Genomic DNA, 16,957 nt, shown 5'->3' on the forward strand with positions numbered 1-16,957 from the left:
ACCTTATTTAAACTTGTTCATACGTTTGTCGATTCTTTTGATTTCAGTTCTTGCATAAGGTGCTATCGCTTCGCCTACCTTACGTTTATCCATGTGTATGTCGAGACCATTCGACGCCATAGCACGCGTGTGTAATTCTGTGTTACGAGAATACTCATTGTTTTGAGCGAGTAAAGCGACTGCTTCTTTTAATAGTTCGTAATCATCGGAATAACCAAGCATTTCACCAGTTCTATCCCAAACAGCTTTTGACTTAACTTTGTTTTTAGGATCGTGCGAAATAACTGATTCGCTAAAACCGCCGTCCGCCAACCAAGCTAACTCTAAACTATTAACAATACCACCGTTTTCACGACGTCTAACACCTCTAGGGCCCCAACCTGAATTACCATACTGAATGTCATTAGCCCAATTTGAGTTATTAAAGAATGCTAATAGTTGATCGTATCCACTCTTGATATTTGTGTGACCTCTCACAGCAAAATTCCGGAATGTAGACGGTACATATTGCAATAGACCTTGTGCAAGGTTACCAGTTAAAGCGTTGATGTCTCGAACTGCTGTTGATTGTGTAATGCCAGCGTCTCCGCCTGATTCGCGTTGAATTTGCGCTATAATACCGGTAATTTGTCGGTTTGACGGATTAACACCCATTGCTTTTGCGGCACGAACAATTTCTGGACGCCATTGTGAAGCAGCTTTTTTACCACCACTTTTGCCGCCTCCGTTATTTCTTTTTAGCCAACTCGTCGGGTCAAATGGCACTCCATGCTTTTGCATTTCATAGTGTAAGTGTAATCCTGTTGAACTACCGGCACCTTGTCCATCTTCGCGAGGATCACCACCAGAAATACCCAAAAAAGTACCTGGATTAACTTTTTTAGAGCCTGTAAAAGCTAACTTATGCATATGTCCATAAATTGCAGTTAACGCACCACTAACAATACGTACCATATTACCGAAACCACCATTCCAGCCATATGACGCGTTAGCGGTTCCGCTTAACGTACTATAAACTTTATCGTGCTTATAGTTAATGTCTAAACCATAGTGAGGTCTTGCAAACGGATATCCCGCTCTTGCTGCTGCCGCTGCCGACGGTGCAAAACCGAAGTTTATCCCTTTTGAAAGGTCGATATAACCACCGTCACCGCCTTGCTCTTCAAACCAACTTTTAAACGTGTTGATTGCAGCGTCTTTTAGTTTTCCAAACATTCCTTTCATCATTTCAAAAGGTAGTTCAGCTTTTTTAGGAATTCCAAAAGAACCAAGACTTACTCCGAAGCCTTCTAATACTTTGTTTAACAATTTACCTGGTTTGTCCATCCAGTCTAAAACGTCACCGACTTTGTCTTTTAACCAGTTTGCACCTTTACCGGCAATGCTTCCCGCTTTTTTTAATGTGTCAGAGACGACTGCTTTACCACTTTTAACAACTTTTCCAGCTAATGCACCAGCGTTACCCATAACGTCGCCAACAACGCTGTCTCCGTGCTTGTGCTTCTGCGGTTTTTTGCCATTACCTAGTAAATTAAAGCCAGTACCATTTGCAAAGCGTGGCAAAGTACCTTTATTAAATCTAGGTTGATTACTAAGCATAGCATGTGTTTGTGCACCATTATAGATTGATGATCCTTTCGGCAAGAATGTTGTAGTGTCTTTATTTGGTGTAAGTGCCATTTTACCGTTTGGATAACGTATCATTTCATTTCTGAAGCCACCAGGGCCATTGCCACGCCCTTTGTCACCAACTGTTGCAAATGTATCTTGATTGATTTTGCCATTTGTTACAAGGTTGTGAGTAGTTGTGTGTGTTGTACCAGTGCTAAATTTCGGTAATGCTTTCATTCCAAGTTTTTTACCTACCCAGTTGACACCATCAATCAATTTATTAAGACCTTTTTTAACAGAATTAACCATTCCATTAATATGACCTTTAATTTTGTCGATGATACTCTTTAAACCGTTTTTCATGTTTGTAAAAGTACGTCTAACACCAGACCACAAACTATTTGCTATACCAGTTACAGAACGCTTAATATCGCCCCATTTTTTAGTTATCCAGTTTTTCAAAGAGTTGAAAATATTACGTGTACCATTAAAAAGATTTTGCCACGTTCTTTTGACACTCGACCACAATTGAGCTGCTTTTTGCGTAACAATTCTTTTAATAACAGTCCACGCAGCAGTTAACCAACGTTTGATATAATCGAATTTTTCTTTTGTACCATTAACTAAATTATTCCACGTTCTCTTAACACCGGCCCAAAGTTGAGAAGCGTATTTTATAACCGTATTTTTAACACTTAACCATAAATTTTTTATAAAATTTCTCAAGGAATTGAAAATGTTTTTTGTTCCGTTATACAAATTTTTGACTATATTTATAACACCGTTTTTAATAGCATTCCATACGCGCAATGTTGTCGCTTTCATGACATTCCATAACGTCGATAGAAAAATTTTCCACGCTGTAAAATATAATTTAACGGCTGTAATCCACGTTTTTATTATAAAAATAACGCCCGATTTAATCGCGCCCCAAATTCCTAATGTAATTCGCTTCAATCCATTGAAAATATTGACTACAAAATTCTTTAATGAGGTTGTTAAATTTACGATTCCGTTTTTCAAACTATTCCACGTGGATAAAATTCCAGATTTCAAGGAATTCCACGTATTTATGCTAAAGTTTTTAATATTGTTCCATGTGTTAGCAAAGAAATTCTTTAATGCTGCAAATATCGAAATAGCACCGTTTTTAATACTGTTCCATATCATAAAAACCGCATTTCTAAAATCGGCGTTAGTTTTCCATAAATGGATAATTAATGCGATAAAAGATCCAAGCGCAATCATAATTAGGCCTACTGGACCTGTCATAAATCGAATTGCTAAACCTAAACCTTTTGCTGCGATTGCTGCTGCTTTTGTTGCTAATGAGTATTTACCAGTCATTACCGTCATTAAAGACATTTGACCTCTACTCACCATCAAAGCGGTTTTTAATAACGCTTGAGTACTAGTGTATATTTTAGTTGCTAAGTTTAATGCTTTAGTTTTTACGTACGCAATGCCTTGTTGTATAGCTAACCTTTTAACTTGCGTTGCTAAGGTGCTATATAAACCTTTTGCCAAACCGATGATTCCGTTATTTGCTAATGTTGCACCACCGAATAACTTTGTTGCTAACGTCGCTTTACCTGTTGTCCCTATTAGTAAACCAAAAAGCCCTTTTAATCGACCTAATGGACCTAACAACAAACCAACAGCAACTGCTCCAACTTTGATAATACCGCCAAATGCTATTAAACTAGCAATCACTCTACCTATAACTGGATGAGCTTCGAGCATTTTGCCTACCCATTCACTTACAACATTCGCCACTTTTAACACTTGTTCGCCTACTGGTGCAGTCGCTTTCACAAACTGAACTAAAATATTTACGATATTACCAATTAATTGACCGACGGCGGGTGCGTTTCTTTGAGTATAGGCAATAAAATCTTTAAAGCCTTGTGACTGATCTAATGTAGCAGCCCAATTTTTAAATCGCTCTGTTAAATTGTCTAATCCTTTTAAAGCCCATTCAGTTTGTCCGCTAAATGCTTTAAATAAATTGATAATACCTAAAAATGTATTGCCAAACACACTACCTAATACGGGTAAATTAGCTTTAGTATAATCAATAAATGATTTAATACCTGTTTGTGTTTCTGCTTTACTTACCCAAACATCAAACTTTTTAGATAAGTTTTCTAAGCCTTGAGCTGTCCAGCTAAACAGTGGACCAAACATTGTAAAAATCCTAGTAAGACCGTTACCTAAATAACCCGCCGAATTAAGTATGTTTTGGAATATAGCCGGTCCTCTCGTATTAATCATATCAAAAGCAGCTAAAGCATTTTCAGAAGAAGTTACCCAGTTGTACATTTTAAGACTTGCTTCGGCGATTTGATTAGCTGTTTGTGTTAAAAATGGGTTTAAGATAATCAAAGCTCTTTTCGCTGTATTAATACCGTTTGTCATAGTATTAAAAATTGCAGCTTGATTTTGAGCGATAAGACTTTCCCACGTCTTTTTTAAACTTTTTAAAGATGATTGGTAGTTCTTAACCTCAGTTGTAACTTTTAAAGTTTTATCCTCCAACATTTGTAATGCGGACGTCGCTTGTTTTACAAATGCAAAAGCAGCTCCACCGGCGATTCCAAATGCTCCACCTAATCCTACGACACCGCCAGCAACACTTGCAGTACTAGCACCTATCGCCATAATAGATGTAGTAGCAGCGCCAGCCATAGGTACAATAGCGGGTAACACTGCCATAACAACACCTTTAAAAGTACCACCTAAAACCTCTTCGACATTGCGAAAAGCTGTACCAATTCTGTTAATACGGGCGATTAAAGTTTTAGAATCTTCTTGTATAGCGTTAAGGCTAGTTCTACTTGTTTTACTAAATCTATTAATATTTCTTTGAGTAAGACTTAAAGATGTATCAATACCTTTAAAGGAATTGTTCAGTTGAGTAACATGAAAGCGAACTTTATTAAACTCAACCGCTGAACGTCCTGATAACTTTTTAAAGTCAACATCTTTAATTCCTTTATTGATTTTTGTCATTGTTTCGTCAGACACTCGTCCAACTTTTTTAAGTTCTTTAGACGCTTGATCTAACGAAATATTAACGTTATCTAAATTTTTAGTATAGGCAGCAAATGCATCTTGTTTCATTTGCTTGCGTAATTTTGAATCGGAATCTCTTAACGAGTCTAGTTGATCCTTTGTTTTAGACAACGATAAAGCCATAATTTTTGATTCGCCTTTAAATCTATCGGCGAATTTAATTTGATTTAAAGATACGGCTTGTTCTTTTAAGTTTTTAACATCTTTAGTAAGTGTTTTAAACGCTTTTTGTGATTTTTTTGACATTGAATCAAAATCAACGTCTTTAATCGCTTTGTCCAAGTTTTTCATAGTAGTATTTGCTACTGTACCAGTTTCTTTGTACTCTTTTCGCACTTTATCAAGTTCGTTATAAAAACCTGATAAATCAACGTCGTCACCAGTTTTGGTTAAAGTTTTATTTAATTTATTCGCTTGTTTATCCATTAAGTCAAAGCGTTTGCCAAAATTCTTTTCAGTCTTTTGAGTTACTGCGTCAAATTCAGCTAACTTTCTTTCCATTCTTGATACACCACGATTAAAACCGTTAACATCAGCGTCAAAGCGTACGGAAACCTTGTCAATCTCAGCCATTTACTTCACCTCTCTTTATATCACGAGTTTTCTATTCGTTTGATTTTGTCAAAGTCGTCCCAATTTAAATCTTTTCTGGTTAAAACTTGTGTGTTTTGATTCGTTGATTCATCAGCACTTAATTGTTTTAAGAATTTTTGCGCTGCTTTTGCTTGTTCTTTTGTTTGAGGGTTCGACAATGACCGTGATACGTGATTGATGTATAACTCTTGACGTTGTATTTTCGCTTTTTCTTCTTCTTCGTTGAAGTGAATTAATAAATAACCTAGTAAATCGACAGTTGGTGTGTTAAGAACTTGTTCTCTACCGCCCAAAATATTTGATAGCTTATATACAAAAGCATCTTCTATACTTATTTGTTCGCGTTCTTCATTTGTTCTTCTGCTGTTTTGGGTTTCATGAATGCTAGAGCCTTTCCCAATTTTTTCGAAAGTGATTGAACGCGTTTAACAATCTTTTCAATATCATTAACTTCGATAACTGCTTCAGCAATTTCAAAGTACGTGTCCATGTCTTGTAGTTCTAAATAATCTTGCGAGATTCCGCTAGTCACCGATAAAATTTCAGTTGTACGTTGTGGCACTTCCTCAATTAAGAAACCTAGCGCGTTTAAAATATCGAATACATTAAATTCTTCGCTTCTAAAAATATCTTCAAAATCAAAGCCTTCTGTTAAGTTTTCAATTAAATTGCCAACAGTTTTTTGGAAATCTTTATTGCTTTGTAGATCCTTTTGTGTTTCGTTTAAGATTTTTGTTAAAGCTGCAAATTGTCGTGGTCTAATCGCTTCGATTTCAATGGCTACTGATTCATTTGTATCTACAAAGTTCCCTTCACGATCTTGATTAAATTTCTTTAAATTTACTTTAGTCATTTATAATTCCTCCGATTTTAAAATTTATAATTAAACATAAAAAAATGGGGCGTATAGCCCCACGTTATTACTCTTGATTTTCAACTGTAATTTGAATAGTACCCGTTACACGACCAGAGTCTTGTGCTGTCGCTGTAATGTCAACAACGCCCTCACCAACGCCTGTAACTTCTCCAGTATCTGCGTTAACTGTCGCAACACTATCATTGTTACCAGAATATTTAAGTGCTTTGTTTGCTGTATCTGGTTGCACTGTTGCTGTAATTCTTGTGCTTTCTAAAGGTTTAATCGTTTCTTTATCTGCTGTTAAATTAATTGATGTTACATTAGGTTTACTGGTATTTTGTACGTCGTCCAAACGTGTAGAAACCTCTTTTGATAATTGTCCATTTAAAACTTCGTTCCATGTAGGTAATACACCGTTAGGGTCAGTTTCTCCAGTAAAGAAGTAGTTACCTTTTTTATTCGCGTCAGCACCATCACGTACGTAAGCGATAAATTCCATTTCAAATGTACCTTGTTCGTTACCGAAAGCACGTTCGGCTTCTGAGTTTGAAGCAGCTTTATAAATATTAATATCACGCGAATGGTCGTTACCTGCAAAACGTGGGTGAATACGAATTGGTTTACCACGACGACGGTTAGAAGCTCCTAACGGGCTATCTGTAACACCTGTCACGTCACCTGATTCGTCGGTAACATCTTCAGTACCAGCAATCGCTAATTTAAGAATATCAATTGTTTCTTGTCCGGCAACAATCTTGACAGTTACACCATAAGAAACTACACGCTGATCGTATGCACCGTTTCCGTAATCTTGGAATGTAATGTCTTCAAAGTCCGGTTCAAACGATACTGAACCGCCCTCAACTTGTAAATACGAACGTGTGTCACCGTTTTTACCATCAAATTTAATTAAATCATCGCCCTCACCGATTAAGATATCAGCAAGTCCGAACATGATTTCATCGTCCCCACTACGTTTAGCGGTTTGTGCAAAGTGTTGCATGTTTAATTTCAAAAAATCTTTCTTTTGTGTAAATGGATATTTTTTCATCTCCACGTTATTTCCTCCTTAATATAAAAAACACGCTCATTCCTGAACGTGTTTAATCTCTTTAATATATGCTTGAAAATTAATGCTATAACTCATGATTTTATCTTCATCTACACCAAGTCTGGCTGGAAGATGGAGCGCTTCGATAGAGTACACTTTAAAATTAAGCTCTCTATCTTCTAATTGCACTCTCATAATTATGTCTTGTAATTGATGTAGTAAATTATAAATTTTGTCTGCTACATTGTATGCTTTTTCAAAATTTGATGATTTAATAAGCACTTGATAATTAGGTTTAACCAACACACCTTTGTAACTACTTGGACGCTCGCCAGATTCGCTATAAACCGTCACTATATTATCATTAACACTACTGTAATTAATGGTATAGTACATATCATTATCAAGTGCATTTTTTATATAATTTTTTAACGGTTGCTCAATCATATAGCTACTCCCAACTTTCTTTTAACGAATCAGAGATAGTTTGATACCAGTTATCTTTATTTAAAATAGCTGCATTATGCAAATATTTTCTTCCAGGTTGAAAACCACCAACAGGCGATTTTGCTCTTGTTATTTCACCGCGTCCGTTATAGTAATAATCGGGGTGTTTAACACCGCGACGATACAAAGGATACACACCTTTTCTTTCGTGTTCTTCGTGCCGCCTTAAAGCATATTTTAGGTTTGATCCTGTAACTGATGAAGCGACACCGTTTCTAAACGATGTTTTTGATTGAATAGAGTTTTCAAGTTCACCGTCTTGCCTAGGTGCCAGTGCTTTACTATCGCTTTCCATTTCCAAGCTAAATAATCCGACGTTTTTTCGTAACGCTTTATCAAATCTTTCTTTGCTTCCCGCAAATTTGCCCTCTAAAGCACGAATTCTACTCGAATCAATAGTAACACGCATGTTTTTACTATTAGGCATCTACAATTAACGTCCTAAAGTATACTTTGTTTGCCGTTAAGTTTGTTGTTTCTGTATGTGTTTTGATAGTGCCATTTTTAGTTATTCCTCCAATTGTTGTATAAGTTACTTTCGCACCGTCTACAATTGGAAAATTTGGTAACACGTCTATTTTATCACTAGCGTCAGTGATTGCTAGCATTTCATTTCTGCGTACTTCACCGTTTTCAACTACCCTACACTTACCAGAAACTTTTTTTGTTAACGGCTGACCGTAATCGTTTAATTTAATTCGTCCTTTATCATCAAGTGTAGGCACTTCGATTGTTATGGATTGGTTCATTACTGGTTTCATATCAATCTACCTACACGCGCAATATTTGATTTTGTCGCTTCGTCTAATCGTCGAATCAATTCTAACAAGCGAGGGCTTATATTATCGTCAAAAGATACACTCACATCTTTAACGCTGTAATTTTTAACGCCTTGCCTCCGCAACATACCAAAACCTTCTTCTTCCGCCTCAATGTTATACAACGCTTGTAAAGCGACCATACGCGCCGACAAGGTAATTTTAGGGTAATTAATCAATAAATCATTTACCTCTTCTTGTGCGGCGAATATGTGCTGATTAACGACATTTTCATCAAGACTTTTATAATATTCATTTGTCGGCATGTTATTAATGTATTTAATCACTTGTTCAGTGGTTACATTTGCCATAACTTACCACCTCAGACTTTATAACTATCTAACGCTTTAAGATAGTCAGAACGGATAGGACCTGTTTTCCCTGTCGGAATAACTTCGATGCCAAATTCGTCGACGATCTTTTGGAGATCGCTAACCTTTAAATCATTAATATCACCGTATTGAGATAAATCTTTTTGATTACTTATCGACATATCTAAATACGGTTTCAAAGATTGTGCGTACTTATCTTCTAATTCGATTAAATCACCTTTGCGATAAATGTTACCTTTATACGCAATTACTCCATCTTTAATAATATATTTATTCATAAGGAATCACGCCTTTATACGCTTTCTTCTTCTGTACCGTCGTTACCTAAATCTTGTTCACCTTTTCTATCGCTAACATCAAGATAAACAGTTCCATTTAAGTTTTTAGTAACCGGCATTACAACTTCACCAACAATTGTTTTTTCAGTAATTGGGTCTTGTGTTGTAACTGTTTGAATAAACTTACCGATTTTAAAGTTATTTTCAACTGACGGACCTGTCATTGTAGAACCTAAAATAGCAGCGTGTAAAACAACTTTGTCGTCCGCTAAATGTTTGTGCTCAGTGAATGTTCCATCTTCATTTTCGATAATTGTTTCATTATCGTCAATTTGAATTGGTGGTAACTTAACAGATGTAAACAATCCATTTAACATTTCGTCTGTAACAATTCGAGGGCTATTTGAATTAGCAAATAGTTCATTTTTGATTTGACCAGATCTAACCAACTTTTCGTAAGTAGCAGATGACATTTTGATAACGTCAGGCTTTTTACGTCCGTTTGTTTTTTGGAATTGTTTAACCGCTGCTAATAAATCGCTGATTGGAGTAGAGTCTTGACGTCCCCACGGAATAGCTGCGACAACGTCGTTTTCTTTCGGTCTTTCTAAATCAAAAGTTAAGCGCGTTTGTGTTGCTGCGTCCGCATAGTCAAAACGTCCGTTATAAACCATTTGCGCACGAATGTATTCTTTTGTGTCGTCAACTGACACAGACAAGTCATTCGTATTCATCAACACGTTATCCACAACGCGTTGCTTTTCTTCTGGCATACGAGGATTTTTATACTTGTAAATTTCAACCTCGTCCAAGAAATAAGCGTTTTGAATTTTTGTTAATGTTGCAACTGCTTGCTTCCCTTGTCCTTTTGAGCGAATAGGTGATCCACTGTTGAAACCAGTGATTGATGCAGCAGCATTAATTTGTGATTCGATAATGTCATAAACATTATCGATGTCATAAACTTGTTCTACTGGAAATGCGCTTGCTAAAGGATACTTAACCAAATTCGTACCATCTTCGTTACGAATCTTGTCTGCTTCCATAACAAACGCTTGTAATGATGTAGCTTGTAATCTAGCGTCTTCTAATACCATTAAATGTTCCTCCTCTTATTAAATGATTAAATATCAAAAATTAAACGACCTTTAGTCGCGTTTTTAAAGTTTTGTGTAACACCATGACAGCGCGCTTCGATAACTGACGCTTCACGAATAGCGCCTACCATTTCGTTTGTATTTGGTTCAACAGTAACATCAAACGACGTTAATACTGCACCTTTCATTGTTTCTGGTGTTTGTTCTTTTACAAGTTCATACAAACCAGTTGTATCATTTCTAAAAATAGCTGTGCCCGCGGGTACGCTTGTTACAGCACTAAACTTAGAAGCGTCTAACACCGGATTGCCGACAGTATACTGAACATACTTACCGTCACGTAAAAATTCGATTTTACGATCGTACTGATTGATTGTTTTAGGTTTTAAGTTCATTGTTTTTATTCCTCCTTTTTTACTTTTTACCTAACAAGCGACGTGCGTTATTAATGCCGATTGATTCATCAGACTTTTCAATGCCGCCGTTACCTTGTTGTCCACCTGCATTATATCCAGGTGAGTTTGAATTAGAGTTATCTTGAGAACTATTATTTGTGTCTTCGTTAAACAAATAGCTGTCTGATTCTTTTAAGTTTTTAAGTTGATCTTCTAAACCAATAACACCATGTCCCTCGTTTGATAGAGTTAAATTATCTGTATCGATTAAAGCAAGTACAGCGCGTTCGTTTCTAGCTCCAGCATTGGTTAACGCTTTAGAAACTTCATATTTTAGTTTTAAGCTATCCATTTCCTTTTTGTGTTGCTCGTCTTTTTGTTTGTTTGCTTGTTTTAACGCTTCTAACGTCTCGCTTAAATCATCGCCGTTTTTAGCTTTCTTTTGTAACTCATTTAGTTCGCTTTCTTTTTCGTCGATACGTTGTTTATAACTCTTCAATTCTTCTTGCGCATAGTCGTTCTTAGCACTAAAGTCATTTACTTGTTCTTTTAGTGTTTGAACTTCTTGACCATGTAGCGACATCACCTTTTCAACTTGCTCATCAGACAATTCTAATCCTCTTAAATCATCTCTAGTAAAACTCATAAAAACATCTCTCCTTACGTTTTTTTATACGGTGTTACGACACCGAAAGGGTTGTAACGTAACGTGTTACTTACGAATTTTCGACATAAAAAAAGCCCGGCTATTAGCCAGGCTACGCATACACAGTCATGTCGAAATATACCAACGGGTATGCCCACATTATAACGCATTACGTTACAAAAGTCCAAGTCATGTTCACTTTGTAAAGTAAGTAATCACTTTTTTATTTGTTAGTTTTGTGTTTTCGATATGATTCTGCTTCTTTTTTCCAACGTTCGCGAAGTGATTTTCTTTTAGGGCTACGACCTTTTTCGATAGCGCTTTTTCTCGCAATCGCGGCAGCTTTCTCTCTTTTTCTTCTAACTTCTTCTTGCTCCTCTTTTGTTAGTACACTCATGTTAACACCTCCAAATGTAGTACGCCGGTAGCTTCGTCATCTGAAATGATTTTAAATCTTGTGTTTTTGTCTAATAAAAATTCCAGTTCCTCTGAAAATTCGCTAACATACTCTAAATAAGCACCTTTTGCTCCTTTAGGAACATCAATCTTTAAGATTTTTGCTCGGTCATCTATGTTCTCAGCAACTTCCTTATCAATACTTGTGCTAGTAAAAGACAAAAACGTATTTGATTTTTTGTTATCAATTAAGTATTCATATTCGCTTATATCAATACTTCTATACACTTGAATCGGTTCAGTAAGTTTAAACTTATTTAAAGCAACAGAAATACTGTTAATAAGTTCCTTTTGATCATCATCAATACCAGTAATAACTCCTCTTAAATAATTGTTAATATATTCATAATCCATAAGAGTATACTTCGAAACTGCAATAAATTCGTTTTCTGTTAAATCTTTAGCCCAAAGTTCACCAGCTTCTTTTAACTTTCGAATCTTTTTGTCAGTCATTTTAAAGTTAGGTTTTTCTATTGGTACGGTTTTGTTTATTGTAACATCTTTGTCTTTTGGTAGTAAGCCTTTCATCTTTGCTACCCAATCATAGTATTTAACTTTGTCTGTATTTTTTACTTTAATGTATTCGTTTAAAGACTTTGGACCATTTTTACCTAATCTTCGTTGCATCTTATTGTATGATAACGCTTGTCGCCTTGCTTTTGCTTGTGCTTTTTGGATATTATCATACTTTTCTTTTTCTTCTTTGGTGCGAGGATCGTCGTCGACATTAAAAGTTTTTGATTTCTTTAAATGCATGTCGATTTCTGATTTACTTTTAAACTTTAAAACAAACGGTCTAAAGTTACATCTGCAATTTGGGTGCAATGGAAATGTTTTATACAGATTGATATAAGGGAACTTGTCCCCTCTTTCTGTCGCAAACACTCTCCCTCTGTACCTAGCACAAGTTTCGCATGTAGGTATATTGCCAGTTACATAGACATGTTTAACGTTATGCTCTTTGTATCTGTTCAAATGCGAATGATTGTATGCAGTTTGCTTTTTAGTACGCGTTACCGTTTCAGCATAAAAGTCTAAAGGTAAATGTTTACCATCTTTTGTAACAAAAGCCGTAAGTTTTTCATCTGCAAACTTATTCGCAACACGCTTTGACACTTCTTTATTAGGCATTCCAACAAGCAATCCGTTATTAATCTCTTTGTTAACATCATTAAGCACTTTTTTTATGTTTTTGTTAGCATTCGCTTTCGCTGTTCTAACTGCTGCGGTTAAATCTAACATTGTGTCTGTAACAATATTTGTTAACGACGTTACATGTATAGCCGAATTAATAACTTGTTTCGGATTAAATTTGGTAGCAGCTGCAATCACACTTTCTTGTATTAATAGCTTTTGTGCGTCAGACAAGCCTTGTAGATAGTCGTTGTACAACTCTTTAGGTATTGTATTAGATAATCCAGCGTCCAACTCTTTAAAAAGGTTATCAACTTGCTTATATAACTTATTGATTTGTTGTTCATCGGTAATGTTTGTCTGTTTGATATAAATATCAATCTTTTGTAATAGGTAGCGAATAAGCGCTTTAATTTGTTCTGGCGTCATTTATATCACTCTATTCATCTTGTTCTTCGTCTTGATTGTTATTGATAGGATTACCAAACTCGTCCAACGGATTACCTTCTTCATCTCTGTTGTTTAAAAAGTTTTGTAGCGTTTGATTACCTCTATCTATTGCTAACGAATCGGTAGACGTTTTATCGCTTCTGATACGTTCGATTTCCTCGTCTATCCACTCTTCTGATTTATCTGGATTGTTTTGACGCACTGTTTCTTCTAACGATTGTGCACCTGCTTGATATTTTGTGATATTGTCTGTCGATACCTCTTGTTTTGGTTGTGGTAGCATATCTTTAAACATAATATTTGGACGTTCTATAATTACAGAACTATCTGTATAGTTTGCTAACCACAACGTCGATTCAATAACATCTTTTAAAAACTCAACATATTCATCTCTAATCTTTTCCGACTTAATAATAGACACCATTAAATCATAGAATTTTGCAACACCTGATTGCGCGTTACTACTTTCACGTTTAACAATCTCCACGGCATTTTCTGATGTTTGTGTTTCTGCTAACATCGCACGAACTATGTCTTTGATATACGTCATATCACCAATTTTCGTAGTGTCTATTTGATGAATCTGAATGGATTGTCCTGTATCGGTGTCGATTTCAGTAATTTCTAACGAACGATGATCAATTTTGTTTTCGTCACCGTACATATCAAGCGCAATATTCTTTAATGCGTCCATAGTTTGTTTTGACACACTAATTCGCGGCTTACCGTTACGCTCAAATGTTTGTGCTGAACGCGTTAAAGACCAATTAATTTCCTCTTGTTTACCGTCCAAACCTTTTAACGTTGATTTGCCTAGTCTGTTGTTAAACGTTGGTTCGTTAGCTAAATAACAAACTAACACACGTTGACGCCCTTTAAACTCTTTTGTTAATTGGTTTGGTGCCATTTTTAACTTTTCTTGAATTAATAACGGGTCGTCTACTTGTTCAAGCGTTCCGTCATCGCTACGAAGATACAATCTATCTATTGTCACTAACGATTGTTCTTGTTCTCTTTCCGTATACACATGGATATAACTAATGTTATTTTCCATTTCTTCAGCAGTCGGTTCTAATTCATAAACAAGGTCAACACCTAAGCCGTCCGTGTGCGGATAATAAATGTTTCTTTCTTTAAATTCAATGCTTATTTGATTGTTTTTGATTGACGGTACTGCTACAATGCCGCCATCAATTTGTAGTTGAGAAATGTTCATTGCGTGATTAATCTTGCTGTTTTTAATAATTTGTTCAATCAATTCTTGTTGAGGATCAATTATCTGTCCATTAATGTCGTCCGTTTCAGTGCCTTCAATTAGTTCTATCTCTTGTTCATTATCGTTTGTATTATTTTCGTTCGATTCTTGTTGGTCTGCTACTGTTTTGCTTGTTCTCGGATAATTTGTTTTGAATTGTCCGATTGAACGCGATACCAATAACGACGGAATATCAACAATAATACGACACATGTTTAGCATAATATATGGTGTTCTAACGTTTTTACTTGTCGTGCTATCACCACTAGCACTATAAACATCAATAATTTCACCGTTTTCGATTAACTCTTTAGCTCTAGGGAATATTTCGTGGTGGTTACCCTCGTATAAATTTCGATAATAATACATATCTCCATGAACTGATTTAATAGTGTCTTTACTAAATTCATTCCAATTCAACTCATCATCTCTATAAACAGCCATTACACTACCTCCCGTTATTTTATTTTAAATAATAACTTATTACGTTACTTTCTACCATGCGTTTGTGGACGATACTCTCGAAGCTTGTTTATTAGCAAAGTAATTAAGCGCTTGTGTACATGCGTCGACTGTATCATCATTTTGACCATTAGGAAACGTGGCCAATTCTTCTATCATTTCATCAAGATGTGGAACTGTTTTAACAAAATGTACGTTATTTGCTTCAAAAAACGGTGTAACTGAATACGCTCTTGCTTCTTTACTTTCTTTTGGTGTAATAGGTATGATTCCACTAATAGAACGCTTTAATGTGTTTATAATAGCTGGACCATTCGCTTTGTCCTCTACTAATATTTTTCTACATCGTGGATATTTTTTGTGAAGTTGCTGCGTTGCTTTAACACTTTGTGTAAAATCTATTCTCTTGCGCACTTGGTCAATTAAATAAAAATCAGCACCTTTTTTTATCCAAACTTGCCCAACAACAAAGTCACTTTTATCAGTATCTTTAAATGTAAAGTCCCACGATATAAGCATGTCATCGTGCTGTCTAGGCGCGCTATCAACCTTGCTGATCCATTTCCTTTTAAATATCGAGCCACTTTCTGGAGAGGGTCTTTGTTGATATAATGACGCCCACGTTCTTTCTCCAACTTCTTTCTTTTTATAAGCTGCCCAATCTTCATCATAGCCTAGTGCTGGACATAACGCTTCACCGATTTCCCGCCCTAACAAATCATCGTTTTTTTCAGCTATTGCCGGCAATCTTAAGCGCGTCCAATTGTATGGACTACCTTTTAATAATCTTCCAACAAAATCATCTTCGTGCCATCGCGTCATAATTACAATAACACTCGCTCCTTTATGAAGACGCGTTGATAATGTTGATTCCCACTCAGCCCACACATTATCGCGATAAGTTTTGGATTGAGCTTCTTTAGCGTTTTTGATTGGGTCGTCAATTATCATTAAGTCGGCACCTTGTCCGGTAATAGAACCGCCGATACCAGTTGAAATCATACCACCACGTTTTGATAATATCCCCCAGTTATTTACTGAACCATTGTCGAATGCGATTTGTACTTTATTTAAGCTGTTTGCAAACTCTAAAAACTTATTACGATTTAAGCGACCAAATTTTCTCGCTAATCCATCTGAATAAGATGCTGTTATTACGCGTTTATTTGGGTGCATTGTTAAAAAATACGATGGGAAAGTTTCAGTTACTGCCATCGACTTACCGTGTCGTGGTGGCATTTCAATAATGATATGTTTTTGTTTACCGTCAATAATTTCTTGTAATTCATTTGCTATTAAATCTGTATGTGCGTAAGGTGTAAAACTATCGTGATGTGATAATAGTAAATAGTATTTGTAATGTGAACGTGCTAACTCTAAGCGTGCTTGATCTCTAACTTGATGTGGTATTTTATTTGTCGCCATATTGCGCGAGCTTTCTCAATTCTTCTTCAGATAAGTTAGCATAATGATTCACATTACTATCAACACGTCCGCTATGTTCCATACGTATTTTTTCGTTCCAATTTTCTGGGTCTTTTGTTTTAAGCGCATAAATAATCGCTGTTGTGTCCGGACTCACTTCTTTTTCGATAATCTCAACACGTTCGATCGTGTTACCGTCCTTGTCTGTCGTTCTATATCGACGTGTTTCGCGTATAGTGTGACCGTTAACCTTTTTCATCAAGGCATTTTCGATGTGTTGTACTGTACGCTTTTGTCCCTCTTTAACTGCGTTTCTAATCGGTTCGTATTTCTCAATCCAGTTGTACAAAGTAGGTCGAGATACACCTATCATTTCAGCTAATTCGGTATTGGACAAACCTTGACCTTTCCACTGAGTGATTTGAGCTAGTTTTTCCTCGTTTAACCACTCTTTATACATTGTGATATTACCGCGTTTTCTACCCGCTTTACCTTTAGTCATTACTATCACC

The 16,957-nt window shown here is 36.0% G+C and carries 17 protein-coding genes; all 17 read right to left on the bottom strand.

Translation table 11 applies throughout. The features are described 5' to 3' along the window. Nucleotides 1-3 precede the first annotated feature (3 nt). The 17 genes from CD138_RS06840 to CD138_RS06915 all read right to left on the bottom strand — a co-directional run bounded on the left by CD138_RS06840 (nt 4) and on the right by CD138_RS06915 (nt 16,947). Entirely contained in the window at nt 4-5,259 is a 5,256-nt protein-coding gene (locus CD138_RS06840; RefSeq protein ID WP_019168071.1) for a peptidoglycan DD-metalloendopeptidase family protein, read from the bottom strand. A gap of 20 nt (nt 5,260-5,279) precedes the next feature. After that, nucleotides 5,280-5,573 carry a hypothetical protein gene (locus tag CD138_RS06845; RefSeq protein ID WP_019168072.1) on the bottom strand — a complete coding sequence of 98 codons (294 nt, stop codon included), beginning with the start codon at nt 5,571-5,573 and terminating at the stop codon, nt 5,280-5,282. Between the two features lie 38 nt (nt 5,574-5,611). Beyond that, complete coding sequence (locus tag CD138_RS06850) at nt 5,612-6,133, bottom strand: hypothetical protein (RefSeq protein ID WP_019168073.1); 522 nt, start codon at nt 6,131-6,133, stop codon at nt 5,612-5,614. A 67-nt stretch (nt 6,134-6,200) separates the two neighbouring features. Further along, nucleotides 6,201-7,190 carry an Ig-like domain-containing protein gene (locus tag CD138_RS06855; RefSeq protein ID WP_033193809.1) on the bottom strand — a complete coding sequence of 330 codons (990 nt, stop codon included), beginning with the start codon at nt 7,188-7,190 and terminating at the stop codon, nt 6,201-6,203. A 36-nt stretch (nt 7,191-7,226) separates the two neighbouring features. Next, nucleotides 7,227-7,637 carry a minor capsid protein gene (locus tag CD138_RS06860; protein WP_019168075.1) on the bottom strand — a complete coding sequence of 137 codons (411 nt, stop codon included), beginning with the start codon at nt 7,635-7,637 and terminating at the stop codon, nt 7,227-7,229. Nucleotides 7,638-7,641: 4 nt separating this feature from the next. Beyond that, complete coding sequence (locus CD138_RS06865; RefSeq protein WP_019168076.1) at nt 7,642-8,124, bottom strand: hypothetical protein; 483 nt, start codon at nt 8,122-8,124, stop codon at nt 7,642-7,644. After that, on the bottom strand, nt 8,117-8,458 hold the full coding sequence (locus tag CD138_RS06870) for a hypothetical protein (protein WP_019168077.1): 342 nt from the start codon (nt 8,456-8,458) through the stop codon (nt 8,117-8,119). Before CD138_RS06870 ends, CD138_RS06865 begins: the two co-directional genes overlap by 8 nt. After that, nucleotides 8,455-8,826 carry a hypothetical protein gene (locus tag CD138_RS06875; RefSeq protein ID WP_019168078.1) on the bottom strand — a complete coding sequence of 124 codons (372 nt, stop codon included), beginning with the start codon at nt 8,824-8,826 and terminating at the stop codon, nt 8,455-8,457. Before CD138_RS06875 ends, CD138_RS06870 begins: the two co-directional genes overlap by 4 nt. 11 nt (nt 8,827-8,837) lie before the next feature. Beyond that, nucleotides 8,838-9,125, bottom strand: coding sequence for a hypothetical protein (locus CD138_RS06880; protein ID WP_019168079.1), 288 nt, complete (start codon nt 9,123-9,125; stop codon nt 8,838-8,840). 14 nt (nt 9,126-9,139) lie between these two features. After that, on the bottom strand, nt 9,140-10,222 hold the full coding sequence (locus tag CD138_RS06885; protein WP_019168080.1) for a major capsid protein: 1,083 nt from the start codon (nt 10,220-10,222) through the stop codon (nt 9,140-9,142). Between the two features lie 26 nt (nt 10,223-10,248). Continuing rightward, nucleotides 10,249-10,617: a hypothetical protein gene (locus tag CD138_RS06890; protein WP_019168081.1), complete on the bottom strand. Its 369-nt coding sequence runs from the start codon at nt 10,615-10,617 to the stop codon at nt 10,249-10,251. A gap of 19 nt (nt 10,618-10,636) precedes the next feature. Next, entirely contained in the window at nt 10,637-11,263 is a 627-nt protein-coding gene (locus CD138_RS06895) for a phage scaffolding protein (RefSeq protein ID WP_019168082.1), read from the bottom strand. Nucleotides 11,264-11,486: 223 nt separating this feature from the next. Next, the gene (locus tag CD138_RS14190; RefSeq protein WP_019168083.1) at nt 11,487-11,660 is read right to left on the bottom strand and encodes a hypothetical protein; all 174 of its coding nucleotides are present in this window, start codon (nt 11,658-11,660) and stop codon (nt 11,487-11,489) included. Beyond that, nucleotides 11,657-13,282, bottom strand: coding sequence for a phage minor capsid protein (locus CD138_RS06900; protein ID WP_019168084.1), 1,626 nt, complete (start codon nt 13,280-13,282; stop codon nt 11,657-11,659). Before CD138_RS06900 ends, CD138_RS14190 begins: the two co-directional genes overlap by 4 nt. Before the next feature lie 10 nt (nt 13,283-13,292). After that, nucleotides 13,293-15,002 (bottom strand): hypothetical protein, encoded by a 1,710-nt coding sequence (locus CD138_RS06905; protein ID WP_019168085.1) that lies wholly within the window; start codon nt 15,000-15,002, stop codon nt 13,293-13,295. A gap of 51 nt (nt 15,003-15,053) precedes the next feature. Continuing rightward, on the bottom strand, nt 15,054-16,445 hold the full coding sequence (terL, locus tag CD138_RS06910; RefSeq protein WP_019168086.1) for a phage terminase large subunit: 1,392 nt from the start codon (nt 16,443-16,445) through the stop codon (nt 15,054-15,056). Further along, the gene (locus CD138_RS06915) at nt 16,432-16,947 is read right to left on the bottom strand and encodes a bacteriophage terminase small subunit (RefSeq protein WP_019168087.1); all 516 of its coding nucleotides are present in this window, start codon (nt 16,945-16,947) and stop codon (nt 16,432-16,434) included. Before CD138_RS06915 ends, terL begins: the two co-directional genes overlap by 14 nt. Nucleotides 16,948-16,957: the final 10 nt, after the last annotated feature.

The organism is Staphylococcus intermedius NCTC 11048 (genome assembly GCF_002902385.1).
Classification (GTDB): domain Bacteria; phylum Bacillota; class Bacilli; order Staphylococcales; family Staphylococcaceae; genus Staphylococcus; species Staphylococcus intermedius.